Source organism: Shinella sp. WSC3-e, from assembly GCF_945994535.1.
In the GTDB taxonomy this organism is placed as follows: Bacteria; Pseudomonadota; Alphaproteobacteria; order Rhizobiales; family Rhizobiaceae; genus Shinella; species Shinella yambaruensis.
Window position 1 is genome coordinate 621633 of record NZ_OZ000531.1, and the last position, 22401, is coordinate 644033.

The 22401-nt window shown below is 64.6% G+C and carries 22 protein-coding genes; 7 read left to right on the forward strand and 15 right to left on the reverse strand.

The window, feature by feature from the left end; translation table 11 throughout:
- Positions 1–8 precede the first annotated feature (8 nt).
- The 4 genes from AABF56_RS26045 (at position 9) to AABF56_RS26060 (ending at position 2851) form a co-directional block, all read left to right on the forward strand.
- Positions 9–368 (forward strand): cupin domain-containing protein, encoded by a 360-nt coding sequence (locus tag AABF56_RS26045; protein ID WP_272807558.1) that lies wholly within the window; start codon positions 9–11, stop codon positions 366–368.
- A gap of 95 nt (positions 369–463) precedes the next feature.
- The gene (locus tag AABF56_RS26050; RefSeq protein ID WP_244766174.1) at positions 464–1060 is read left to right on the forward strand and encodes a DJ-1/PfpI family protein; all 597 of its coding nucleotides are present in this window, start codon (positions 464–466) and stop codon (positions 1058–1060) included.
- A 23-nt stretch (positions 1061–1083) separates the two neighbouring features.
- Positions 1084–1434 carry a ribbon-helix-helix domain-containing protein gene (locus AABF56_RS26055; protein WP_244766173.1) on the forward strand — a complete coding sequence of 117 codons (351 nt, stop codon included), beginning with the start codon at positions 1084–1086 and terminating at the stop codon, positions 1432–1434.
- Positions 1435–1828: 394 nt separating this feature from the next.
- A complete protein-coding gene (locus tag AABF56_RS26060; RefSeq protein ID WP_272807557.1) occupies positions 1829–2851 on the forward strand; it encodes an LLM class flavin-dependent oxidoreductase in 1023 nt (340 codons plus the stop codon).
- 101 nt (positions 2852–2952) lie between these two features.
- Here the strand turns inward: AABF56_RS26060 and AABF56_RS26065 are convergent, their stop codons facing one another.
- The 8 genes from AABF56_RS26065 to AABF56_RS26100 form a co-directional block, all read right to left on the reverse strand.
- The gene (locus AABF56_RS26065; RefSeq protein WP_425314243.1) at positions 2953–5148 is read right to left on the reverse strand and encodes a TonB-dependent siderophore receptor; all 2196 of its coding nucleotides are present in this window, start codon (positions 5146–5148) and stop codon (positions 2953–2955) included.
- Between the two features lie 166 nt (positions 5149–5314).
- Positions 5315–6199, reverse strand: a complete 885-nt coding sequence (locus AABF56_RS26070) for an AraC family transcriptional regulator (RefSeq protein WP_244766170.1) — start codon at positions 6197–6199, stop codon at positions 5315–5317.
- Positions 6200–6330: 131 nt separating this feature from the next.
- Positions 6331–7836, reverse strand: a complete 1506-nt coding sequence (locus AABF56_RS26075) for a tripartite tricarboxylate transporter permease (protein ID WP_272807556.1) — start codon at positions 7834–7836, stop codon at positions 6331–6333.
- Between the two features lie 9 nt (positions 7837–7845).
- The gene (locus tag AABF56_RS26080; RefSeq protein ID WP_272807555.1) at positions 7846–8307 is read right to left on the reverse strand and encodes a tripartite tricarboxylate transporter TctB family protein; all 462 of its coding nucleotides are present in this window, start codon (positions 8305–8307) and stop codon (positions 7846–7848) included.
- A 147-nt stretch (positions 8308–8454) separates the two neighbouring features.
- Complete coding sequence (locus AABF56_RS26085; RefSeq protein WP_272807554.1) at positions 8455–9438, reverse strand: tripartite tricarboxylate transporter substrate-binding protein; 984 nt, start codon at positions 9436–9438, stop codon at positions 8455–8457.
- Positions 9439–9637: 199 nt separating this feature from the next.
- A complete protein-coding gene (locus AABF56_RS26090; RefSeq protein WP_272807553.1) occupies positions 9638–10993 on the reverse strand; it encodes a sigma-54-dependent transcriptional regulator in 1356 nt (451 codons plus the stop codon).
- On the reverse strand, positions 10990–12813 hold the full coding sequence (locus AABF56_RS26095) for a sensor histidine kinase (protein WP_443021168.1): 1824 nt from the start codon (positions 12811–12813) through the stop codon (positions 10990–10992). Before AABF56_RS26095 ends, AABF56_RS26090 begins: the two co-directional genes overlap by 4 nt.
- 96 nt (positions 12814–12909) lie before the next feature.
- Positions 12910–13410 (reverse strand): heme-degrading domain-containing protein, encoded by a 501-nt coding sequence (locus tag AABF56_RS26100; RefSeq protein WP_272807552.1) that lies wholly within the window; start codon positions 13408–13410, stop codon positions 12910–12912.
- Positions 13411–13558: 148 nt separating this feature from the next.
- Here AABF56_RS26100 and AABF56_RS26105 point away from each other — a divergent pair, with 148 nt between their 5' ends.
- Positions 13559–14140, forward strand: a complete 582-nt coding sequence (locus AABF56_RS26105) for a LysE family translocator (RefSeq protein WP_272807551.1) — start codon at positions 13559–13561, stop codon at positions 14138–14140.
- Positions 14141–14142: 2 nt separating this feature from the next.
- Here AABF56_RS26105 and AABF56_RS26110 read toward each other — a convergent pair whose 3' ends face one another.
- The 6 genes from AABF56_RS26110 to AABF56_RS26135 form a co-directional block, all read right to left on the reverse strand.
- Complete coding sequence (locus AABF56_RS26110; protein WP_272807550.1) at positions 14143–14436, reverse strand: DUF6074 family protein; 294 nt, start codon at positions 14434–14436, stop codon at positions 14143–14145.
- Between the two features lie 93 nt (positions 14437–14529).
- Positions 14530–15852 (reverse strand): plasmid replication protein RepC, encoded by a 1323-nt coding sequence (gene repC / locus AABF56_RS26115; RefSeq protein ID WP_272807549.1) that lies wholly within the window; start codon positions 15850–15852, stop codon positions 14530–14532.
- A 156-nt stretch (positions 15853–16008) separates the two neighbouring features.
- A complete protein-coding gene (gene repB, locus AABF56_RS26120) occupies positions 16009–17037 on the reverse strand; it encodes a plasmid partitioning protein RepB (protein WP_244766161.1) in 1029 nt (342 codons plus the stop codon).
- A gap of 2 nt (positions 17038–17039) precedes the next feature.
- The gene (gene repA, locus AABF56_RS26125) at positions 17040–18245 is read right to left on the reverse strand and encodes a plasmid partitioning protein RepA (protein WP_398430787.1); all 1206 of its coding nucleotides are present in this window, start codon (positions 18243–18245) and stop codon (positions 17040–17042) included.
- Between the two features lie 246 nt (positions 18246–18491).
- Positions 18492–18746, reverse strand: coding sequence for a WGR domain-containing protein (locus AABF56_RS26130; RefSeq protein WP_272808131.1), 255 nt, complete (start codon positions 18744–18746; stop codon positions 18492–18494).
- A gap of 87 nt (positions 18747–18833) precedes the next feature.
- Entirely contained in the window at positions 18834–19292 is a 459-nt protein-coding gene (locus tag AABF56_RS26135; protein ID WP_272808130.1) for a MarR family winged helix-turn-helix transcriptional regulator, read from the reverse strand.
- Positions 19293–19373: 81 nt separating this feature from the next.
- On the opposite strand from AABF56_RS26135, the gene hmgA reads away from it, so the two are divergent.
- Positions 19374–20705, forward strand: coding sequence for a homogentisate 1,2-dioxygenase (gene hmgA / locus AABF56_RS26140; protein WP_272808129.1), 1332 nt, complete (start codon positions 19374–19376; stop codon positions 20703–20705).
- Positions 20706–20707: 2 nt separating this feature from the next.
- On the opposite strand, the gene AABF56_RS26145 is transcribed toward hmgA, so the two are convergent.
- Complete coding sequence (locus AABF56_RS26145) at positions 20708–21268, reverse strand: DUF2585 domain-containing protein (RefSeq protein ID WP_338341914.1); 561 nt, start codon at positions 21266–21268, stop codon at positions 20708–20710.
- A 115-nt stretch (positions 21269–21383) separates the two neighbouring features.
- On the opposite strand from AABF56_RS26145, the gene AABF56_RS26150 reads away from it, so the two are divergent.
- Positions 21384–22400: a fumarylacetoacetate hydrolase family protein gene (locus tag AABF56_RS26150; RefSeq protein WP_272808128.1), complete on the forward strand. Its 1017-nt coding sequence runs from the start codon at positions 21384–21386 to the stop codon at positions 22398–22400.
- Position 22401 lies beyond the last annotated feature (1 nt).

Sequence of the window (22401 nt, forward strand, 5' to 3'; positions counted from 1 at the left end):
GACAGACCATGATCAGCTTCGAAAACTTCGGCGACCTCCTCCAGCGCGACATCGGCGCCTTCGCGCCCAAGCCGACCTCCATCGAGGGCGAGCAGCAGGAGGCCACCCTGCCCCTCTGGACGAGCCCGGACGGCAAGATGGAAACCGGCATATGGGAATGCACGCCCGGCCGCTTCACCGCCGACCGCAGCGAGATCGCGGAGATCTGCCATATCCTTTCTGGCCGCGTGACGCTGCACAACGGCGACGGCACGAGCCGTCAGATCGGCCCGGGCGAGATGTTCGTCCTGCCGCTCGGCTGGCGCGGCGAATGGACGATCCACGAGCGGACCCGCAAGATCTATACGATGGTGGCAAGGGGCGTCTGAAGGCGCCTGCCCTGAATTTTCACTGTAGTATCCCCTTAGTACCCGCTCGCATGCCGTCCTTGCTAAACTCCTCCCATTGGTTTTGGGAGGAACAGATGCCAGCTTCGAAAATTCTGATGATCACCGGCGACTTCACCGAGGACTATGAAACCATGGTCCCGTTCCAGACGCTGCTTGCCTGCGGCTATACCGTGCATGCCGCCTGCCCCGGCAAGAATGCAGGCCAGACGGTCGCGACCGCCATCCATGATTTCGAGGGCGACCAGACCTATTCCGAAAAGCGCGGCCACAATTTCACGCTCAACGCCACCTTCTCCAGCATCCGCGCCGAGGACTACGACGCGCTTGTCATCCCCGGCGGCCGGGCGCCCGAATATCTGCGCCTCAACCCTGATGTCATCAAGGCCGTGCGGCACTTCTTCGAGGCCGGCAAGCCGGTGGCGGCCATCTGCCACGGCGCGCAGCTTCTCGCGGCGGCCGGCGTCCTCACGGGCCGCACCTGCTCGGCCTATCCCGCCTGCCGCCCGGAAGTGGAGCTTGCCGGCGGCATCTATGCGGATATCGCGATCGATGACGCGGTCTCGGACGGCAATCTCGTCACCGCGCCCGCATGGCCGGCGCACCCCTCCTGGCTGCGCCAGTTCATGGCTGTGCTGAACGCCGCGTCCCTGCTACAAACGGACGCCGCCTGAGGAGACAGGCAAGGGAGGCCGGGATGTGTGAACTGTTCATCAAGGCGGATGCGAGGCTCTGGGAGAGCACCACGCGTTCGCTGCGGATCGACGGCATGGTGACGAGCGTGCGGCTGGAGAATTTCTTCTGGTCGAAGCTCGAGGAGATCGCGCGCCGCGATCGCATGAACGTCACGCAGCTGATCACCAGGCTGCATCATGAATCGATCGACGCAGGCCACGACCTCGGCAACTTCACGTCCTTCCTGCGGGTGTGCTGCGCGCGTTATCTCGATCTCCAGCTGACCGGCGACATCCCGGCGGACGTCAACCAACCGATCGCCGGGCTGAACGCACCGGCGATCCTCGTGCGCGAGCGGGAAAAGTACCACTGACGCCCCTTCCCGTTCACGCGGTAATTTCACCCGCCATGCCCTCGATTGCATCCGCCCGGCCGCGTGAAGAGAGCCGGGACATGGGGCGCCACAAGGAGCGGCTCCCAACCATCACGGATCCGCCAGCGTGCGGTTATATACCCATACGATCAAAAAACCGCACAGGGCGCAGAGAGTTTCTTTGGAATGCCGAGGGCAAGGCTATCCTTCCTGAAATCCAAATAACCGTCCGTGCAAGCGACAGGGCATAGCGCGCCGCAGCCTCGACCGGCGTGAAAGCGCCAAACGGTGAACGCTGCGTTCTCGTTCCACACCTTTCCAAGCCCTGTCCGATACCCCATCTTCGCCGGCGACACCCATCCCAACGGACGCCCCGGCGTCGAGGTAAAGATCCATGAAGAAAATCGGTTTCCTTTCCTTCGGGCATTGGACCCCCTCCCCGCAATCCGAGACCCGCTCGGCCGGCGATACGCTGCTCCAGTCGATCGACCTTGCCGTCGCGGCCGAAGAGCTCGGCGCCGACGGCGCCTATTTCCGGGTGCATCATTTCGCCCGGCAGCTCGCCTCCCCCTTCCCGCTTCTCGCCGCCACCGGCGCCAAGACGAAGACGATCGAGATCGGCACGGCCGTCATCGACATGCGCTACGAGAACCCGCTCTACATGGCCGAGGATGCCGGCGCCGCGGACCTCATTTCCGGCGGGCGCCTGCAGCTCGGCATCAGCCGCGGCTCGCCCGAGCAGGTCATCGACGGCTGGCGCTACTTCGGCTACCAGCCGCAGGAGGGCATGAACGACGCCGACATGGGCCGAAGGCATGCCGAGGTGTTCCTGGACATCCTGAAGGGCGAAGGCTTCGCACAACCGAACCCGCGACCGATGTTCCCCAACCCGCCCGGCCTCCTGCGCCTCGAACCTCATTCGGAGGGCCTGCGCGAGCGCATCTGGTGGGGCGCGAGCTCGAATGCCACGGCCGTCTGGGCCGCGAAGCTCGGCATGAACCTGCAGAGCTCGACGCTGAAGAACGACGAGACGGGCGAGCCGTTCCATATCCAGCAGGCCGCGCAGATCCGCGCCTACCGCGAGGCCTGGAAGGAGGCCGGCCACAGCCGCACGCCGCGTGTTTCGGTCAGCCGCAGCATCTTCGCGCTCGTCGACGATCGCGACCGGGCCTATTTCGGCCGCGGCGGCAAGGAAGCGGATTCGATCGGCTTCATCGACGACAGAACGCGGGCGATCTTCGGCCGTTCCTATGCCGACGAGCCGGACAAGCTCATCGAGCAGCTTGCCGCCGACGAGGCGATCCGGGAGGCCGATACGCTGCTTCTGACCGTACCGAACCAGCTGGGCGTCGAATACAACGCCCATGTCATCGAGGCGATCCTGAAACACGTCGCACCTGCCCTGGGCTGGCGCTAGGCGCGCTTTCCATTGTGAGCGCCACGGATATACCACATAAAATGAGGAAAGCGCGCCAGGGACGCCCTGACGCGCTTTTTGTCTTTGTTCCTCAGGCAGGATCAAAAGGACGTGCTTGCCTTCAGCATGAACGTGCGCCCCGCGCCGTAGCCGCAGGAGTTCGCGCCCTGGCAGGTCGCAACATATTCCTTGTCGAACAGGTTGGAGACGTTCAGCGCGACACCCCAGTTGTCCTTCTCGTAGCGGATGGCCGCATCGACCAGCGTGGCGGAAGGAACGCGGAGCGTGTTCTCGCGGTCCGCCCAGGACTTGCCGATGTGGCGTACGCCCGCTGCAACGCTCACGCCCTGAAGCATATCGTTCTGGAACGAATAGTCCGCCCAGAGCGAAGCCGTCAGTTCCGGAACCTGGATCGGCGTGTTGCCGGCAGGCGTGCCGTCGAATGCGCCGCCGGTCGCCTTGGTGACTTCCATGTCGAGATAGGTCAGCGCACCGATGAGCTTCAGCCCCTCCGTGACATTTGCCTGGATCGACGTTTCGAAGCCGCGGGCCTCCACCTCGCCGATGGCGGCCGTCTGGGGAATGCCGTTGACCGTGATCGTGCTGGGCACGTTCTCGCGCGTGATGTCGAAATAGGCGGCCGTGATGAGGGCATCCATGAAGTCCGGCTGATACTTGACGCCGACTTCCCACTGCTTTGCCGTTTCCGACTTCAAGAGGTTGCCGTCATTGTCCGTCGAGGTCGTCGGATTGAACGAGGTCGAATAACTGACATAGGGCGTCAGGCCGTTTGCGAATTCATAGGCGAGTGCCGCGCGCCAGGTGAATTCGCCTTCGTCGCTCTCGGTGGAGTTGGCAGCGTTGATATTGTCGTCAAGCTCGGTCTTCACGAAGTCGTAACGGCCGTTGAGCGTGGCGATCCACCCGCCGCCGAACTTGATCTGGTCCTGCGCATAAATGCCGAGCTGGTCGCGGCGCAGGTTCTGATCCAGATACGGATTTCCGAGCGCCGGAATATCGACACCGTAAACCGGGTTAAGCGGATCGAGATCCAGGTTGCCGAAGCCGACGGCCTGGGCCTGGTCGATCGAGTAGTACCGGTAGTCCAGTCCAAGAAGAAGATTGTGATCCAGCGCCCCTGTCGCAAATTCCCCTTCGAGCTGGTTGTCGACCGTGAAGATATCGACATCCGTGTCATGCGCGAAGCGATAACGGGCCAGCTTCGTGGGATCGGCCAGCGACCACCCGTTGGCATAGAGCGCGTCTTCCTTGAGCGAGACGCTTGCGTAGCGCAGGTTCTGGCGAACCGTCCAGTTGTTGTCGAACGTATGTTCGAACTCGTAGCCGATCATGGCTTGCTGGCGATCGTATTCGTCAAGGCTCTTATCGCCGTAGAACAGGTCGGTCGGGATCCGTCCCACGCCGGGCGCATCGACGACCGTGCCGAGATACGGCAGGAAACCCGTGCTGGTGTGCGTCAGGTCGATATGCTGGTAGGAGCTGAGGAAGGTAAGGCTCGTTCCCTCATCCGGCTTCCATGTGAAGCTGGGCGCGATCGTGCCGCGGAAATCCTCCGACTTGTCCGTCTCCCAGCCGCCGCCGGAGATCTTCCCGGTCAGGCGGTAGCGCAGGACGTCGTCGCTGCCGAGCTTGTCGCTGAAATCCACGCCCAGATAGCCGTTGCCGAAGCTGTTGATGCCCGTCTCGACGTAACGCAGCGGCTCATCGGTGGGGCGCTTGCTGACGAAATTGACGAAGCCGCCCGGATTGGCGCCACCGTAGAGCGCGGAGCTCGGTCCCTTGATGACTTCGATGCGCTCCAGGAAGAACGGATCGACGAGGAACGTCCCGAAGCCGGTCTGGAACAGCGAAAGCCCGTCGAGGAAGACGCCGGTCTGCTCGGCCTGGAAGCCGCGGATGAAGAGCCAGTCGGTGTCGGAATCGGTTCCGTAGGTGGATGCATTCACCCCGGCGACGTAGCGCAGCGCCTCATCGATCTTCTGGGGGCTCTGATCGTCCATCTGCTCGCGCCCGACGACGGAGACCGACTGCGGGATCTCGTTGAGGTCCGTCGCCGCCTTGCTGCCGGTACGCGTCGATTTTGCGACGATGCCGCGTACGGGTTCGACACCGGTGTCAGCGACCGCGTTGGGATCGCCCTGCTCGACCCGGACCTCTTCCAGCCGTGTCGTGCCTTCCGCGTCCTGTGCGAACGTGGAAAGCGGCGCCAACAGGCCGATTGCCGCCGTGCCGCACGCAAGCGTCAACCTCAGCCGCCGCTGGTTCTTCGACTTCATCATCATCTGCGCATACCCCACTCGTCCCGCTCGCCTGCCTGAGCGGCCTTCCAACAATAAGATGAGTGCTTAACTCAGTTTTAACGATCGGGCTTGTCGCATTCCGCGAAAATTGTACGTTCTTGGGCAATTTTCCGTGCGATGAACAATCGCCCGTTCGCCGGCGTCAGGCGAGCTGCGCCTTCTGCCAATGGGCGGGCGTCGTGCCGAAATTCTTGCGGAAGACGCGGGTGAAATGCGCCTGGTCGGCAAATCCGGTCTCGGCGGCGATCTCGGTCAGAGGATGGTTGCCCTGCAAAAGCAATTGCTTGGCACGACGCAGGCGGGCATTCACCTGCCATTGATGGGGCGCGACGCCGGTCGAGGCCTTGAAGGCGTGGCTGAAATGGGATTGCGACAGGCCGATAAGGTTGGCAAGCTCCTCGAGGCGGATGTTGCGCAAGCAGTTTTCTTCAATGAAATCGGTCGCGCGGCGCAACTGCCAGGCGGCCAGCTTGCCGCGCTTGCGGCCCGGCGCCTTGCCGAGCTTCATGACGTCGATGATCAGCGCCAGCGCCAGCCCGTCGCCATAGAGATCGTGCAGCGGCTGCGGATTGGTGCACTCGGCGGCGATCAGCTGCGCCAGCGAGAGCAGGCGGCTATCGGAGAAGAACAGCTGCGGGGTGGCAAGCCGCTCCGGGTCGAGGTCCTCCGCCAGCCGCCGGCTGACCGTCTCCACGTCGAAATGCAGATCGAGATGGCGCAGGAACTGATGATCGGCCAGGTCCGCCCAGAGCTCGAAATTCGCGGGGATATAGGCAATCGGGCAATGCCGCCAGTCCTCGACGGACTCCGCCCCGCCCGGTGCCAGGCGGATGCGGGAATCGCCCGGTCCCCGCTTGTCGAGCAGGATGAAGAGCCGCGGGTCCCGCCCGACATAATAACCGCCGGCACGGGCCGCGCATTCCACGTCCCAGACATCGGCGACAATGCCGTTCCAGTGCCGGCGGTTGAGACCGCCGACGACGGAGAAGCCCTCGATCCTGTTCTGCATGCGCGGCTGGAACGTCATCTTGCCCTGCGACTATTCCTTCTATTTTTTGTCAAGTTTTACCCCGATTTCCGCCGCAATGCAACATCACTAAAATAAAGGGAGGAGCAGTTCGTCGCCGCTCCTCCCCTCCCCCGCAGGTTTTCCTGTTTTCAGTCTTCTTCTTGGAAAACCTCTTCACGCTTCTTCTTGACCGAAGGCAGGAAGACGATGATGAGGACCGCCAGCGCCAGTGCCAGCAGGAACGCGCTGATCGGACGCGTGACGAAGGTGCTCGGATCGCCGCGCGACAGGATCATGGCGCGGCGCAGGTTCTCCTCCAGCAGCGGCCCGAGCACGAAGCCGAGCAGCAGCGGCGCCGGCTCGCAGCGCAGCTTCACCAGCAGGTAACCGCCGAGGCCGAACAGCGCGACCGCATAGAGGTCGTAGACATTCGAGTTCACGCTGTAGACGCCGATCGAGCAGAAGGCCATGATGATCGGGAAAAGCACGTAATAGGGCACCGTCAGCAGCTTCACCCAGAGGCCGATCAGCGGCAGGTTCAGCACAACGAGCATCAGGTTGCCGATCCACATCGAGGCGATGATGCCCCAGAACAGCGTCGGCTGTTCGGTCGCGACATTCGGCCCGGGCACGATGCCCTGGATGATCATCGCCCCCACCATCAGCGCCATGACCGGATTGGCCGGGATGCCGAGCGTCAACAGCGGGATGAACGAGGTCTGCGCGCCCGCATTGTTGGCCGATTCCGGCCCCGCGACACCGGCGACCGCACCCTGGCCGAACTCCCGGGGGTTATCCGAGACACGCTTCTCCACCGTGTAGGAGGCGAAGGCGGCAAGGATAGCCCCTCCCCCCGGCAGGATGCCGAGCGCCGAGCCGATGGCCGTGCCGCGCAGCACCGGTCCCATCATGCGCCGGAAATCGTCCTTCGTCGGCCAAAGGCCGGAGACCTTGGCCATCAGCAGGCTGCGCGTCTTCTCGCCTTCGAGGTTGCGCAGGATCTCGGCGATGCCGAAGACGCCGACGGCGACCGCGACGAAGTTGAGCCCGTCGGCATATTCGCGGATGCCGAGGGTGAAGCGCGGCGTACCGGTATAGATGTCCGTGCCGACGAGGCCGAGCAAAAGCCCCAGCGCCACCATGGCCAGCGCCTTGACGATCGAGCCATGCGCCAGCGCGATGGACGAGACGAGGCCGACGACCATCAGCGAGAAATATTCGGCGGCGCCGAATTCGAGCGCGATGGCCGTCAGGGGAATGGCGAAGATCGCGACGAGGAAGGTCGAGACCGTGCCGGCGAAGAAGGAGCCGAGCGCGGCAATGGAAAGCGCCGCCCCCGCCCTGCCCTTGCGCGCCATCTGGTAGCCGTCGATGGCGGTCACGGCGGACGAGGATTCGCCCGGCATGTTGATCAGGATCGCCGTGGTCGAGCCGCCATATTGCGCGCCGTAATAGATGCCGGCGAGCATGATCAGCGAGGAGACCGGCTCCAGCTTGAAAGTGATCGGCAGGAGCATGGCGATGGTTGCCGTCGCGCCGATGCCGGGCAGAACGCCGATCAGCGTTCCGAGCAGCACGCCGATGAGGCAGAAGGCAAGGTTCTCCGGCGAGAGCGCCGTGGAGAAGCCGAGCGCAAGATTGCTGACAAGATCCATGCGCGCCTCCTAAAGCCGGGTCCAGGGGCCGAAGCGCTCGAACGGCAGCCCGAGGGCGTAGCTGAACACCAGGACGGAAAAGAGCGTGATCGCCCCGGCCAGCAGCACCGCCAAGAGCGGCTTCATGCGCGAGGAGGCGAAAGCGGCGATGAGCGCGGCGAAGAACAGCGACGGCACGAAGCCGAGGCCGCGCACCGTCAGCCCGAAGAAGACGGGAGCCGGCAGGATGAACAGCATGCCGCGCAGCGCCAGCGGCCCCATGGGCTCGCCCTGCACCCGCGTCGCCTGCACCAGCACGACGACGCCGAGCAGCGTCAGGATCGCGGCGAGGATCAGCGGGAAATAGCCCGGCCCCATGCGGAAGGCCGTGCCGAGGTCGAGATCAAGGCATTGATAGATAAAGAAGCCGCCGAGCGCGATAAAGGTCAGGCCGCAGATCGCATTGGTGCTGTCGAACTGTAGTTGTTTCATGGGTTCCCCTCTTCCAGCGGCCGGAACGGCCGCGCGGGCGGTCAGGGCACATGGCGGCAGCCGATGCCGCCATGTGCCGGTCCGTGCGCCGGCAGGCCGCTTCCGCCGTTATCGACGGAAACGCCGTGCGGCATTTACGGGTTGACCTCAGTCAGCGTACTGGCCGGCGGCCTCGATGACGGGCTTCCAGCGCGTGATCTCGCCTTCGAGCTTCGCCTTGAGGGCGGCCGGCGTCGCCTCCTCTTCCGCTGACGGCGCCGTGCCGAGCTCGGCAAAGCGGGCGACGACGTTGGGATCCTTCAGGGCGACCTGCAGCGACTTGGAAAGCCGCTCCGTCACGTCTGCCGGCGTGCCCTTCGGCGCATAGATGCCGTGCCAGATGCCGACCTGGAAGCCGGACAGGCCGGCTTCTTCCGCCGTCGGAACGTCCGGCAGGTTGTCGAGGCGGGCAGGGGACGTCACCGCATAGGCCTTGATCGTGCCGCCCTGGATCTGCTTCGTCGTGTTGGTCGTCTGGTCGCACATGACGTCGACCTGTCCGCCGAGCAGGTCGGTCATCGCCGGGCCGGTGCCCTTGTAGGGAACGGTGACGAACTGCGTCTCCATGGCGCTCATCAAGAGCATGCCGCACAGATGCGAGGCCGCGCCGATGCCGGCATTGGCCACGGTCACCGTGTCCTTGTTCGCCTTCATGTAGTCGATCAGGCCCTTGAGGTCCGTCGGCTCGAGGTCCTTGCGGGCGACGATGGTCATCGGCACGTCGGTGACGAGGCCGACATATTCGAAGGCATTCAGCGTGTCATAGGCGAGCTTGCGATAGAGCGTCGCGCTGGTCGCCATGCCGATATGGTGGAGCAGCAGCGTGTAGCCGTCCGGGTCGGCGCTCGCCACGCGGCCTGCGCCGAGCGTGCCGCCGGCGCCGCCGACATTCTCGACGACGATCTGCTGGCCGAGATTCTTCGACATGGCTTCGGCGACGAGGCGGGTCACCGTATCGGTCGGGCCGCCGGCGGAGAAGGGCACCACCATGGTGATGGTGCGCTCCGGATAGGTCTGGCCGAGCGCAGACGTGGCGAGCAGCGATACGGCGAGTGCGGCCGAAACGCCGAACAGGGCTTTCAAGGTGTTCATCAAATCCTCCCGATGAGATGCCCGGCCGGCGTGGCTCCTCCCGCGCCGGTCCTGGATGGCCTAGAAGGGCCTCCGCGACCGCGAGTCGGCAAGCGGCGAGGGGACTTTCCGGGCGAGTTTACGGCGGTAAACTCGGTTCGATGGGTGGAGACGGGAACAAAGTGGCGCAGCGATGGGTGGAATTCCACCCATCTGCCCCTCAAAAGTCGTCCTGAAGCAGGCTGGAACCCAGGTTTTTATCCAGTCCGTACTTCTGCATCTTCTCGTAAAGCGTCTTGCGGGAGACGCCAAGCTGCTCGTAAACCGGCTTCAAGCTACCGCCGTGGGCTGCCAGCGCCGAGGCGATCAGCCCCCGCTCATAGGCCGCGACCTTGTCCGCGAGGCGTTGCGGGCCGGCTTCAGGAGCGGCTTCATCCGGCGCCGTGTCCAGCCCCAGCACGAGGCGATCGGCGAAATTGCGCAGCTCCCGCACATTGCCCGGCCAGCTCCGGCCGGCAATGTCCGCCGTCAACTCCGGCGGCACGTCGATATCGCTGCGGCCGTAACGCGCCGCCGCCTCGCGCACAAGCTGGAGGAAGAGCAGGGGGATGTCGGCCCGGCGCTGCGCCAGCGAAGGCACATGCAGCGTCGCGACATTGAGCCTGTAGAGGAGGTCCGCCCGGAAGCGCCCGGCCGCCACCTCCGCCGCCAGGTCCACCTTGCTGGTCGCGATGAAGCGAACATCGAGCGGCACGGGCTCGTTGGAGCCGAGGCGGGTGATGACGCGTTCCTGCAGCACGCGCAGGAACTTCGCCTGCAGGTCGAAGGGCATGGAGCCGATCTCGTCCAGCAGGATCGTGCCGCCGCGCCCGTGCTCGAACTTGCCGAACCGCGGCCGCAGGGCGCCGGGAAATGCCCCCGCCTCATGGCCGAAAAGCTCGCTCTCGATCAGGTTCTCCGGCAGGGCCGCGCAGTTGATGGCGATGAAGGGACGGTTCGCCCGGGCGCTGATATCGTGCAGCGCGCGCGCCACCACCTCCTTGCCCACGCCGGTCTCGCCGATGATGAGCGTGTCGGCATCCGTCGCGCCGATCGCCCGCAGCCTGTAGCGCAGGTCCACCATGACCTGCGTCCGCCCCGGCAGCCGGGCCTCGATATCGTCCCGCTTGCCGGCGACCGCGCGCAGGCGGCGGTTCTCCAGCACCAGGCTGCGGCGGTCCATCGCACGGCGGATGATGCCGGCGAGGTGCTGCGCCGTGAACGGCTTTTCCAGGAAGTCGTAGACGCCGGCCCGCATGGCGCTGACCGCGAGCTGCACATCCGCATGCCCGGTCACCAGAATGACCGGCACCTCCGGGTCCACCTCGCGGATGCGCTGCAGCAGCGTCATGCCGTCCATGCCCGGCATGCGGATATCGCTGACCACCACGCCATCGAAAGCATAGCCGATGAGCTCCAGCACCGGCTCCGCACTGGCGAAGGTATCCACCGTCAGGTCGAACAGCTCCAGGGCCTGCGCCGAGGACCGCCGCATCTCCTCTTCGTCGTCGATCAGCAGGATGCGCGGCCCGCTCATTCGGCCGCCTCCTGCGCACGGGCCGCCACGTCGAGCACGATGCGGAAGACGGCGCCACCGTCAGGATGGTTCGTGACGGAGAGGTTTCCGCCGAAGTCCTTGATAATATTGTAGGAAATCGAAAGGCCCAAGCCGAGTCCCTTGCCCACGCCCTTGGTCGTGAAGAAGGGATCGAAGATGCGGTCGGCGATTGCGGCCGGGACGCCGGGCCCGTGATCACGCACCTCGATGACGACCAGGTCGCCCTCCCGCCGCGCGGAAAGCCGGATCCGCCGGTCATCCAGCCCCTCGACGGCGTCGGCCGCGTTGCTGATGATGTTGACAAGCACCTGCTGCAGGCGGACCGGGCCGGCACGGACGATGAAGGCCTGTTCGTCGAGCTCGATCGCCAGATCCGCATCCGCCGCCTTCAGCCGCGGAGTGACGATCTCCATCGTGTCCGCGATGACGTCGGGCAGGGGGACCGCTCCGAGTTTCTCATTCGGCTTGCGGGCGAAATTGCGTAAGTGGCGGCTTATGGAAGCCATGCGGTCGACGAGGGCGGAGATGCGGCGCACATTGTCCTGCGCCTCCGGCACGCGGCCGCGATCGATCAGCAGGGCCGCGCTGTCCGCATAGGTTTTCGCCGCGGCGAGCGGCTGGTTGAATTCGTGGGAGAGGGCGGCCGACATCTGGCCGAGGCCGGCAAGCTTTCCGGCCTGGATGAGGTCGGCCTGGGTCTTGCGCAGTTCCTGCTCGGTCAGCCGCCGCTCGGCGATTTCGAGCTCGATCTGTTCATTGACGCGGGCGAGGTCGGCGGTGCGCTCCGCGACGCGATGCTCCAGCTCGTTGCGGGCTTCCTCCTGCAGGCGCAGCCGCTCCACGACGCGGGCGCGGCGCTGCCAGAGCACGGCAAGCCCCAGGCCGGCAAGGCAAATGAACAGCAGGATGGCGATGAGGGTGGTGCGGGCCTGCGCGCGCACCGAGGCCGTGTCGAGCAGCACGTTCACGGTCCAATCCGCCTCGGGCATGTAGTGCGAGAGCCGGAGATATTCCCGCGTCGCGCCTTCGCTGGCGATCCGCATCAGATGTTGACCGTAGTAAACACTTTCGGCAACGGGCAGCGGCTTCAATTCGGCCTCGGCATAGCGGCGGGAGGCCTGGGTGCGGGCGAGGCGAGGGGCATCGAGCGGGAGAATGCCGTTATAGAGCCATGTCTCGTTCCCCGTCATGAAGATGATGCCCTCGGGATCGGCGACGAAGATCTCGTATTCACCGCCGCGCCATGAGGCCTCGATGGTGTCGATGTCGACCTTGAAGACGATGACGCCAAGGATCGTGCCGCCGACTTCCACCGGCGAGGAGAAATAGTAGCCCCGCTTCAGCGATGTCGTGCCGAGCGCGTAGAACCGCGCCTGCTGGCCGGCGATCGCCTCCTGGAAATAAGGACGATAGTCGAAATTCTGGCCGATGAAGGTGCCGGGCGCTTCGTAATTGCTGGCGGCGATCGTATTGCCGTCCGGTGTCATGACATAGATGTCGGACGACTCCAGCAGGCCATTGATCTCCTTGAGATATTGGTTGGCAGTTCGGTGCAGGTCCGGGTCGGCCGGCGATTGGAGCAAGGCTTCGATATCGTCGTGATCGGCGATCAGCGCGGGCAGGGGCTCGTAGCGGCTGAGGTGCCCGCCGAGCGCTGCAACCGCAAGACGAAGCGTCGTGCCGGCCTGCAAGGAGGCTTCGTTCATATAGCTGCGGGTCAGCAGCGCGCCGCCTTGCAGGATGGTGAGCACCACGAGGATCGGCAGGATCACGAAGGCCAGGGCATGACGCAATTTCACGGAACGACGGCTCCTCTCCGCTTCCCTGCGGCCGAATGGCCGCGGCCCATCCTACTGAGCCGGGCGCGTCTTTCCTAGAGGGGAGGGGAGGGGTCGCTAGTCCGGCAACCGGCTGTCGCCAAGGTCGATGTTCAGGAAGCCGGCGATCGCATCGGTGACGATGGCATGATCGATGCGCTGCGGCACGCCGGAGACGGTGACCGCGCCGACGCAGCCGAGATCGGCGACGAAGATCGGAAAGCCGCCGCCATGCACCGCGAAGTCGGCGAGGGAAAGATTGTGCGCATCCCCCTGGTCCCGTCCGGACAGGGCCAGCCGCCGGCCGACGAGATAGGAGGAATGCCAGAGCCGCAGCACGGTGTTGCGCTTGCGACGGATCCACTCGGCGTTATCTGTCGAGGTGCCGGGGAGGGCGCAATGGAACAGCGCCCGGTCACGCAGGGAAATGTCGATAGCGATGCCGGCGCCGCGCGCAAGCGCCGTTTCGCGCAGCCGGTTGCCGAGCGCCCAGGCGTCGTCCGGGCTGAACCGGCTGAACCGAAGAAGACGTTCCTGCTCCTCCAGCCGGCGAATGTCGTCCGCGATCGTCTCCGTCATCGTCCTCTCCCTCACATGGTTGAGGGACGATCCTTACCCGGACTTCGTCCGCCGGGAAAGATGCCCCGCTCTTGACGGAGATCAAGGCCGCGGTGCAGGAAGACCCTAGGGTGGAACCGACCAGACCATTCCTGCCCGTGGGATTCTCATGCCGGACAGCTTTTTCGTCTTCGCCATTCTCGCGCTCCTGCTCACGCCCGGGCCGACCAATACATTGCTGACGGTCGGCGCCGCCGCCCGGGGGTTCCGGTCAAGCCTTCCGCTGCTCGTCGGGGAGCTTGCGGGCTATCTCGTGGTCGTCGTGCCGCTGGCGACCATTGCCGCTTCGCTCCTGGAGGGAAGGCCGGCTCTTGCCAATGCTCTCCGCCTTGCGGCCGCTTTGTGGGTGCTGTTCCTCGCCGTCCGGCTTTGGCGCGTTTCGGCTGTTCAGGAGAACAGCAACACGTCGTCACCGGTGACGGTCGGCCAGGTTTTCCTGACGACGGTTCTCAATCCGAAGGCGCCGATCATCGGTCTCGTCATCATGCCGCATGGTACGCTCGCGCAGATCGCGCCGGCCATCGGGCTGTTCAGCCTCCTGGTTGCCGGCGCCGGCACGAGCTTCCTCGTTCTCGGCAGTCTTATCGGCCGCGCGCCGGTCCTCTCGCCGCAGCTGGTCTACCGCGTTGCGGCGGTCTGCCTCGGCGTCTTCTCGCTCGGCCTTGCCGGAACGGCTTCCGGGCTTATCTGAAATCAGGCCTCGTCGGCCTGGTGCAGGCGCATGAGTTCCTGCTGCACCTCGTCCTGGAAGGCGAAGACGGCGGCCCGGGCCTGGTTTTCGCTCGATCCGAGCTTCTGCAGTTCGACCGCAAGTTCACGGCATACCTTCAGCCAATAGAGCCGTGCCTCCTCGCCATGCAGGCCGTCCAGTTCTCCGGCGCAGCGGCGAACATGCGCCGTACGGCGTTCGGCAGGAAACGGGACGACCGGTCCATTCTCGTTGGCAACGGAACGGCGGCGCGGCTGGATCGCGGCAACTGGGGGCATTGATTCGGGCTTCCTTGTCTTTCCCCCATGATTAGGGAGGCCATGGTTAATGCCCGGTTTCCAAAGTGAATTTCCTGTGCCGCCATGACATCGTCACCCCACCTGCCGCGCCGGTTTCTCATTTGCCCGGACGAGCGCCATCAGCATCGGCCCGAGCGAAAACTCGCCGCGTTCCGCCCGGCGGGTGAGGTCGCGCAGATAACCGCCCGCCGAGTTGATATGCCCGGCCCGCTCGAGAATGCAGGCGATGACCGTCGCCGCATTCTCCGGCCCGAGGATCGCGCAGGCATTCTCATAGGCCGAGGCGCTGACCGCCAGCATCGAGCGCACCACCACGGCCGCCGTCATCAGATCGCGCCAGCTTGAAATCGCGCCGCCCGGGCCGAAAGCCACGATTTCCGGGCAGGCTTGCAGCACAAGGCCCAGCGGATAGGGTTTGAGCGCATCCGAAATATTCGCCGGCTGTGGATGAACCCCTTTTGCCGGGGTCGGCAGGTCCACGGGCCATTGCGAATAGCGCCCGTTCCTCTTTTCATCCCCACTGCCGTCGTCCCCAGCCAGCTCTTCCCGTCTGGTCTCGCCATCGCGACCCTGCTTCGTTTCGAAGCTAGGTTCAAAGTCAGAAGATGAGTCGGGTTTTGAATTCTGTTTGTGCCGCTCAGTTTGGCCGGCATTGCCCGCCGGTTTTTGCAGAATAATCTGTTGTTCCAGATGCTTGACGATTTCCGCACGCAGCGCTTCGAGGGAAGAAAGGGCCGGTGTCAGATTTTCCGGCGTCGGCACGCGCGGCAGGGCGGTGACAAGCACGCGGAAATCCGTCTCATACCGCATCCAGTCGCCTGGAAGGCTGTCTTCCAGCGCAGTCTCGATCAGCTTGGCAATGTCTCGGCGCATGAGCGTCACGCGTTCGCGCAGCCGTTGCAGCAACAGGCGGTCGGCGACCACCTCGGCGGCAAGCTGCTCGATTTCCTCGGCACGGGCGAGCAGCGGGGCCAGCGAAAAGCCGAAGGCCTCGTCGATCGACCCCTGCTGGTCGCGCCGCACGTAGCGCTTGCCGTTCGGGCTGTCGCGTCGCGTGAGGAGGCCGCTTTCCACGAGCGCGGCGAGATGCCGGCGCAGCGTCGTCTCCGCCATGCCATGCGTGCGCAGCGAGAGCTGGGCGTTGGAGGGAAACACCACCAGCCCGTCGCTGCCGAGGAGATCGGCCTTCGGGTAGAAGCTCATCAGCGCATTCAGCACCGAAAGCGCCCGGTCGCTGATGCCCAGCTTCGGCCGCGCTTCGCAAAGCCAGCGGTACAGTTTCCACTTGTCCACGCTCGCATCCGGCGGGACTGTCTTTGCGATCGCCTGGCTTGCGAGCATGCCAAGCGTCATCGCCCGCCGCCCGAAGGGCGTCGTTATGCCGTCCGTCTCCATGTCTCTTCACCTTTCAACAGGCAAAAGAGACCCCATCACCGGAACCGGCGCCAAAAAGGCTTGACTGTGATTCGGGGAAGTGCGATTCTCAGGCTGCTAAACGATGAGAAGGGCTTCCGCGACGGTAACGTTGAGGGGGCCTTTTTCTTTTGCGGATCAATCTCCTGATTTCTGTGCATTTTCCGTCCGGAACGCCTCGTAGAGACGGTCCAGGTTCTGGGTTATGTAGGCGCCGAATGCCGCGGCGTCCGCGGATTTCAGCGCAATCGTGTACTGGCGGCCGGTGGTCTTGATGCTGGCGCGCACGGGGCCATCCTTGCGCACCCACTCGGCCGGCGCAGGCCTGGCAACGGCCTCCGGCGCCTCCTTGCGGGCAAGATGGCTGCTGACGAGGTTGAAGCGATCCTCCGGCGCCCGGGTCTTCACCCGCTCGCGTGCCAGGAATTCCACCGCCTTGTCCTCGTTTTCGGGCGCGTCGAAGCGGGTTGCCAGTTCGTGCCAGCGGTCGCGGCCGATGGCGAGCGCCGGGCCGATGCCGGCCCGCACCGCCTTGGGAATGCGGTTCACCACCGAGAGCATCTTGGACACGGTCGTCTTGTCGGCGCTCAGCGCCGCCATGATCGTCTCGCGGTCGAAGCCGCGCGCCTCCAGTTCGCCGGCAAAGGTCGCCCGTTCGAGGAAGGAAAGATCGGCGCGCGCACTGTTTTCCTGGCCCTGCGCGATGACATGGTCGCGGTCGGTGAGTGCCTTGACGACAGCGCGGACGGGCCGCCCGAGCAGGCGGGCGGCCTTGGCGCGGCGGTGGCCGAAGGCGATCTGGTAGATGCCGCTCTTCGTCGGGTGCGGACGCACGAGGATCGGCGAATCCTGCCCGCGCACGCGCATCGCCTCGACCAGTTCGCGGAACTGCTCGTCCGAATGAACGAGACGGTCGGAGATGAAGGATTCCTCGATCTGGTCCGGCTCGAGCTCGATGACGACCTCGCCGGCCGTCAGCTTCGCCTCGATTTCCTTCGCCGCATCCGCCTTGGCGGCCAGCGCATCGATGCTGCGCGTGACGGCGCCGAGCGCGCCGATGCCCTTGTAGGTCACGTGCTGGCGCGGCTCGTCATTGACGGGGTTTACCGGCGTCAACTTTTCCGAGGCCGGCGACATCAGGTTGGAAAGAACGTTCTTGCGCGCCATGGTCAACGCCCCCATGCCTTGTGGATCAGTTCGACGATCTCCGCATTGACCGCCTCCAGGGATTCGAGCGCTCGGTCATAGGTGGCACGCGTGAACTGGCTCCGGTCGACCTCGTAGAGCGTCTGGTTGGTCAGCGCCGCATCGGCGATGGCGACGCTTCGCACCATCGGATTGGTCAGGACATGCTGCTTGAACAGCGAGCGCATGAAGGCGACCATCTGGGTCTGCGGCCCGTCGGCCGGGTCATAGCGGGTGACGAGGTAGCGCAGCCAGTCGAGGTTCATGTTGCCGCCCGCGCTCTTCAGCGTGTTCAGTACCTCGCCCAGCATCTGCAGGAACTGGCACATGGACATGACGTCCAGCATCTGCGGGTGCACCGTGATCAGGACCGCCGTCGCGCCGCAGATCGCGCTCATCGTCAGGAAGCCGAGCTGCGGCGGGCAGTCGATCACCACCACGTCATAGTCGTCGGCCACGGACGACAACGCCTCGTCGAGCCGCGCGAAGAAGATGCGGCCGTAGTCGCTCCGGTCACCCTGCGCCAGGACACGCGGCGTATCGTGCTCGAACTCCATGAGCTCGAGATTGCCCGGCACGATGTCGAGCCCCGGGAAGTTCGTCTTGCGGATGATCTCCTTCAGCGGCCGCCGCTGGTCGTCGTAGCGGATGGCGCCATAGAGCGTCTCGTTCTCGTTGACGTCGAATTCCGGCTGGAAGCCGTGCACCGCAGAAAGGCTCGCCTGCGGGTCGAGATCGACCGCGAGGACCCGGTGCCCGGTGAGCGCGAGATGCTGGGCAAGGTGCGCCGTCGTCGTCGTCTTGCCGGAGCCGCCCTTGAAGTTGACGACGGCGATGACCTGAAGGTGCTCGCCGCCGCGCCGGCGCGGCACGTAACGCTGGCCGCCGCGCCCGTTCTGCTCCAGATATTCGCGCATCTCCTGCAACTGCTCGGCCGAATAGGACCGGCGGCCGGAGGGCGTGACCTGCGGCAAAGGCCCCTTGGATTCCAGCGAGAGATTGCGCAGGTAGCCGCTGGTGACGCCCAGGAACCGGGCGGCCTCGCTCAGCTGGAACTGGCGCAGGCTCTTCTGTGCGACGGGAGGAAACATCTCCAGCCGGTGCTGCTTCAGCTTGTCTGACAGTTCGTGCGCCTGTCCGATGATCAGTTGATCGACCTCGGAAATTGCCCGTCCGAACGTTGCGGCCATATTCATATCGAGAATCTCAAAATGCGATTTCAAACCCATTTGCAGGTTTAAAACGCATTTAGACGCGATTCTGATTCGAGGGCAAGGCAAAAAGGGTTAACGCGCCAGCCGCGGGACGGGGCTGGCACCACATAAACCGGACTTTACCCTATTGACCATTTGCCGGCTATCGGCGTCACTCGATTCGGCTGGGGAAAACCCAAGAAAGTTCATTCTTTTGCGTGCTGCTTTGCCGAACCGTGCCGGTTACGCCTCGACGTAGCCCCGCTTGCGCCGAAGCGCGACCTGCCGGGCAAGCATCGTCTCCGCCTCCACCAGGGTGGGATAGAGGCTCAGCGCCTGCCGGCCGCGGCTGCCGATGCGCCCCCAATGACACAGCACCGCGACTTCCCCGAAAAGCGTCGGCTCCAGCGACAGCATGTAGAAGCGTGCCATGTTGCGCGCTGCATCGATGCGGCGAAAACGATAGGTGGGCAGCAGGGCAGGGGGTATCTTCGGCATGGAAGGAGTCTGCCGAAGCCGCGAATCCTCGTCCAACGAAAGATATGAATCGATCCTGCCCGATCGTTTCACGGGATTGATGGATCGTCAGTCCTTTGGCGCGCGGCGGCGTGCCGGTACCGCCAGCTTCGCCTCGATGGCCGCAAGGCCCGCCTCCAGTTGCCGCAGGCCGCCGGCTCCCAGAAGCCCGACAAGGTCCCGCTCGTAGTCGTGCGCCAGCACGACCATCTCGCCATAGATGCGCCGTCCCGCCGGCGTCAGCTCCAGATGCTCGATCCGGCGGTCGTCCAGGTCCTCGCTGCGCTTCAGCCAGCGCTTTTCCTCCAGCGCCCGTACGGCCCGCGACACCTTCGTCTTGTGCATGCTGGAATTGGCGCCGATCTCCGTCGCCGTCATGCGCCCGTAGGAGCCGAGCGCGGCGAGCGCCCGCCATTCCGGCCGCGTCATGCGATAGCGCGCGCGGTATTGCGCGGCAAAGCGCTGGCTGACCAGCTCGGCCGCGAGGTTGAGCCGGTAGGGCAGGAATGTTTCGAGCTTGAAGTCCATGGCATGCCTTGATGGTTACAAAATGGACAGTTACATCTGCAACCACTTGAGGACAAGCGCCTTGCAGGAGGAGGATTAGCCATGCCGGATCACGCCGCCAACAGCCTGAAATACATGCCGGGCTTCGGCAACGACTTCGAGACGGAAGCGCTCCCCGGTGCCCTGCCGCAGGGCCAGAACAGCCCCCAGAAATGCGAATACGGCCTTTATGCCGAGCAGCTTTCCGGCTCGCCCTTCACCGCCCCGCGCGGCACCAACGAACGCTCCTGGCTCTACCGCATCCGCCCGAGCGTGCGCCACACCCGTCGCTTCTCCAATGCCAGCTACCCGCACTGGAAGACGGCGCCCTGCCTAGACGACCATTCCCTGCCGCTCGGCCAGCTGCGCTGGAATCCGCTGCCGGCACCGGCCGAGACGCAGAACTTCCTTGAGGGGATCCGCACCATGACGACGGCCGGCGACGTGCTGACCCAGGTCGGCATGGCCGCGCATGCCTATACGTTCAATGCCGACATGGTGGACGACTACTTCTTCAATGCCGACGGCGAGCTCCTGGTCGTGCCGCAGCTCGGCGCCGTCCGCATCTTCACCGAGATGGGCATCATGGATGTCGAGCCGCTGGAGATCTGCCTCATCCCGCGCGGCATGATGTTCAAGGTCTCGCGCATCGGCGAGGGCGACATCTGGCGCGGCTATGTCTGCGAGAACTACGGCGCGAAATTCACCCTGCCGGACCGCGGGCCGATCGGCGCCAACTGCCTTGCCAACCCGCGCGACTTCAAGACGCCCGTCGCCGCCTACGAGGACAAGGAGACGCCCTGCCGGGTCAACGTCAAATGGTGCGGCAAGTTCTATGTCACCGAGATCGGCCATTCCCCGCTCGACGTCGTCGCCTGGCACGGCAACTACACGCCGTTCAAATACGACCTCAGGACCTATTCGCCGGTCGGCGCGATCCTCTTCGACCATCCCGACCCGTCGATCTTCACCGTGCTGACGGCCCCGACCGAGGAGGCCGGCACGGCGAACATCGATTTCGTCATCTTCCCGCCGCGCTGGATGGTGGCCGAACACACCTTCCGCCCGCCGTGGTATCACCGCAATATCATGAGCGAATTCATGGGGTTGATCCATGGTCAATACGACGCCAAGGAAGAGGGCTTCGTGCCCGGCGGCATGAGCCTGCACAACATGATGCTGCCGCACGGGCCGGATGCGACGGGCTTCGAAAAGGCCTCGAACAGCGAGCTGAAGCCCGTGAAGCTCGACCACACCATGGCCTTCATGTTCGAGACGCGCTTTCCCCAGCAGCTCACGAGATTCGCGGCCGAGCTGGAGACCCTGCAGGACAACTATCTCGAATGCTGGGATGGGCTGGAGCGCAGGTTCGACGGCACGCCTGGCATCAAATGACGTCACCCGCCCTGCCAGGCCTTCACCGCCTCCAGCGGCCAGACGAGCATCAGGATGTTGAGCGCCAGGCCATCGCGGATGAGCCAGGTGGTTGTCGCCTCGAAGACGATGATGATCGCGACGCTGGCCCAGACGGGCAGGCGCGCGGCGAGGAAGAAGCCGACCACCATGGCGAGGATGTCCGCGCTCGAATTGATCACGCTGTCGCCGAAATAGTCGAGCGAGATCGTCGATTCGCGATAGCGATTGATGATCATGTCGGTGTTTTCGAGAATCTCCCAGGCGCATTCCAGCACCAGCGAAAGGGCAAGCCGGAGGTTGAGGCTCGCCTTCCTCAGGATCAGCGTGAAGAGGCCGAAGAACAGGATGCCGTGGATAATATGGCTCGGCGTGTACCAGTCGGACAGATGCTGCGAGTTTTCCGAAGAAATCACCACGCCATGCCAGAGTTTGACATATCCGCACTTGCAGATGAGCGGCTGACCCATCGTATAAAGGATGATGGCCGTCGCGCCGATGAAGCCGGCGGCCAGCAGCAGGGAATTCAGCACCGTACGGTTCAAGACGGGATTTCCTCGGAAATGCGATGCGCCGGCACGACCGGCGCACGAGGGTGGAGACAGGCGGCCGGTAGATGACACGATCGCACGGCCGGAAACAAGATCGGGAGTAGGACGCATGAAGCTTGCGACACTGAAAAATTCCACCCGCGACGGCCGTCTGGTCGTCGTCTCGCGCGACCTGACGCGCTGCTCGGAAGTGGGGCACATCGCCCGCACCCTGCAGGATGCGCTGGATGACTGGGAACACGTCGCGCCGCGGCTGGAAAGGGTCGCCGAGGGGCTTGAGACCGGCTCGCAGCCGACCGCCCGCTTCCACGAGCACGACGCCGCCTCGCCGCTGCCGCGCGCCTACCAGTGGGCGGACGGCTCGGCCTATGTCAACCATGTCGAACTGGTGCGCAAGGCGCGCAATGCCGAGATGCCGGAAAGCTTCTGGACCGATCCGCTGATGTACCAGGGCGGCTCCGACAGCTTCCTCGGACCGCGGGACCCGATCCTTGCGGCGGACGAAGCCTTCGGCATCGACATGGAGGGCGAGATCGCCGTCATCGTTGACGACGTGCCGATGGGAGCGAGCGTCGAGGAGGCGCGGCAGGCGATCAAGCTCGTCATGCTCGTCAACGACGTCTCGCTGCGCGGCCTCATCCCGGGCGAGCTCGCCAAGGGATTCGGCTTCTTCCAGTCCAAACCCTCCTCGGCCTTCTCGCCGGTCGCGGTCACGCCCGACGAACTGGGCGAGGCCTGGGACGGCGGCCGGCTGCACCTGCCGCTCCTCGTCTCGCTGAACGGCAAGCCTTTCGGCAGGGCCGATGCCGGCGTCGACATGACCTTCGATTTCGCCGAGCTCGTTGCCCATGCCGCCAGGACCCGGCCGCTCGTCGCCGGCTCGATCATCGGTTCCGGCACCGTTTCCAACAAGCTCGACGGCGGCCCCGGCAAGCCGGTCGCCGAAGGCGGGGCGGGCTATTCCTGCATCGCCGAAATCCGCACCATCGAGACGATCACGTCCGGCGCGCCCAAGACCCCCTTCATGAAGTTCGGCGACACCGTGCGCATCGAGATGAAGGACAAGGCGGGCCATTCGATCTTCGGCGCGATCGAGCAGACCGTCGAACGGTACGAGAAGGACTGAG

Bases quoted from the DNA above. Each gene is read 5' to 3' on its own strand.
- AABF56_RS26045 (WP_272807558.1), top strand. From the start codon at position 9: ATGATCAGCTTCGAAAACTTCGGCGACCTCCTCCAGCGCGACATCGGC.
- AABF56_RS26050 (WP_244766174.1), top strand. From the start codon at position 464: ATGCCAGCTTCGAAAATTCTGATGATCACCGGCGACTTCACCGAGGAC.
- AABF56_RS26055 (WP_244766173.1), top strand. From the start codon at position 1,084: ATGTGTGAACTGTTCATCAAGGCGGATGCGAGGCTCTGGGAGAGCACC.
- AABF56_RS26060 (WP_272807557.1), top strand. From the start codon at position 1,829: ATGAAGAAAATCGGTTTCCTTTCCTTCGGGCATTGGACCCCCTCCCCG.
- AABF56_RS26065 (WP_425314243.1), bottom strand. From the start codon at position 5,148: ATGAAGTCGAAGAACCAGCGGCGGCTGAGGTTGACGCTTGCGTGCGGC.
- AABF56_RS26070 (WP_244766170.1), bottom strand. From the start codon at position 6,199: ATGACGTTCCAGCCGCGCATGCAGAACAGGATCGAGGGCTTCTCCGTC.
- AABF56_RS26075 (WP_272807556.1), bottom strand. From the start codon at position 7,836: ATGGATCTTGTCAGCAATCTTGCGCTCGGCTTCTCCACGGCGCTCTCG.
- AABF56_RS26080 (WP_272807555.1), bottom strand. From the start codon at position 8,307: ATGAAACAACTACAGTTCGACAGCACCAATGCGATCTGCGGCCTGACC.
- AABF56_RS26085 (WP_272807554.1), bottom strand. From the start codon at position 9,438: ATGAACACCTTGAAAGCCCTGTTCGGCGTTTCGGCCGCACTCGCCGTA.
- AABF56_RS26090 (WP_272807553.1), bottom strand. From the start codon at position 10,993: ATGAGCGGGCCGCGCATCCTGCTGATCGACGACGAAGAGGAGATGCGG.
- AABF56_RS26100 (WP_272807552.1), bottom strand. From the start codon at position 13,410: ATGACGGAGACGATCGCGGACGACATTCGCCGGCTGGAGGAGCAGGAA.
- AABF56_RS26105 (WP_272807551.1), top strand. From the start codon at position 13,559: ATGCCGGACAGCTTTTTCGTCTTCGCCATTCTCGCGCTCCTGCTCACG.
- AABF56_RS26110 (WP_272807550.1), bottom strand. From the start codon at position 14,436: ATGCCCCCAGTTGCCGCGATCCAGCCGCGCCGCCGTTCCGTTGCCAAC.
- repC (WP_272807549.1), bottom strand. From the start codon at position 15,852: ATGGAGACGGACGGCATAACGACGCCCTTCGGGCGGCGGGCGATGACG.
- repB (WP_244766161.1), bottom strand. From the start codon at position 17,037: ATGGCGCGCAAGAACGTTCTTTCCAACCTGATGTCGCCGGCCTCGGAA.
- repA (WP_398430787.1), bottom strand. From the start codon at position 18,245: ATGGCCGCAACGTTCGGACGGGCAATTTCCGAGGTCGATCAACTGATC.
- AABF56_RS26130 (WP_272808131.1), bottom strand. From the start codon at position 18,746: ATGCCGAAGATACCCCCTGCCCTGCTGCCCACCTATCGTTTTCGCCGC.
- AABF56_RS26135 (WP_272808130.1), bottom strand. From the start codon at position 19,292: ATGGACTTCAAGCTCGAAACATTCCTGCCCTACCGGCTCAACCTCGCG.
- hmgA (WP_272808129.1), top strand. From the start codon at position 19,374: ATGCCGGATCACGCCGCCAACAGCCTGAAATACATGCCGGGCTTCGGC.
- AABF56_RS26150 (WP_272808128.1), top strand. From the start codon at position 21,384: ATGAAGCTTGCGACACTGAAAAATTCCACCCGCGACGGCCGTCTGGTC.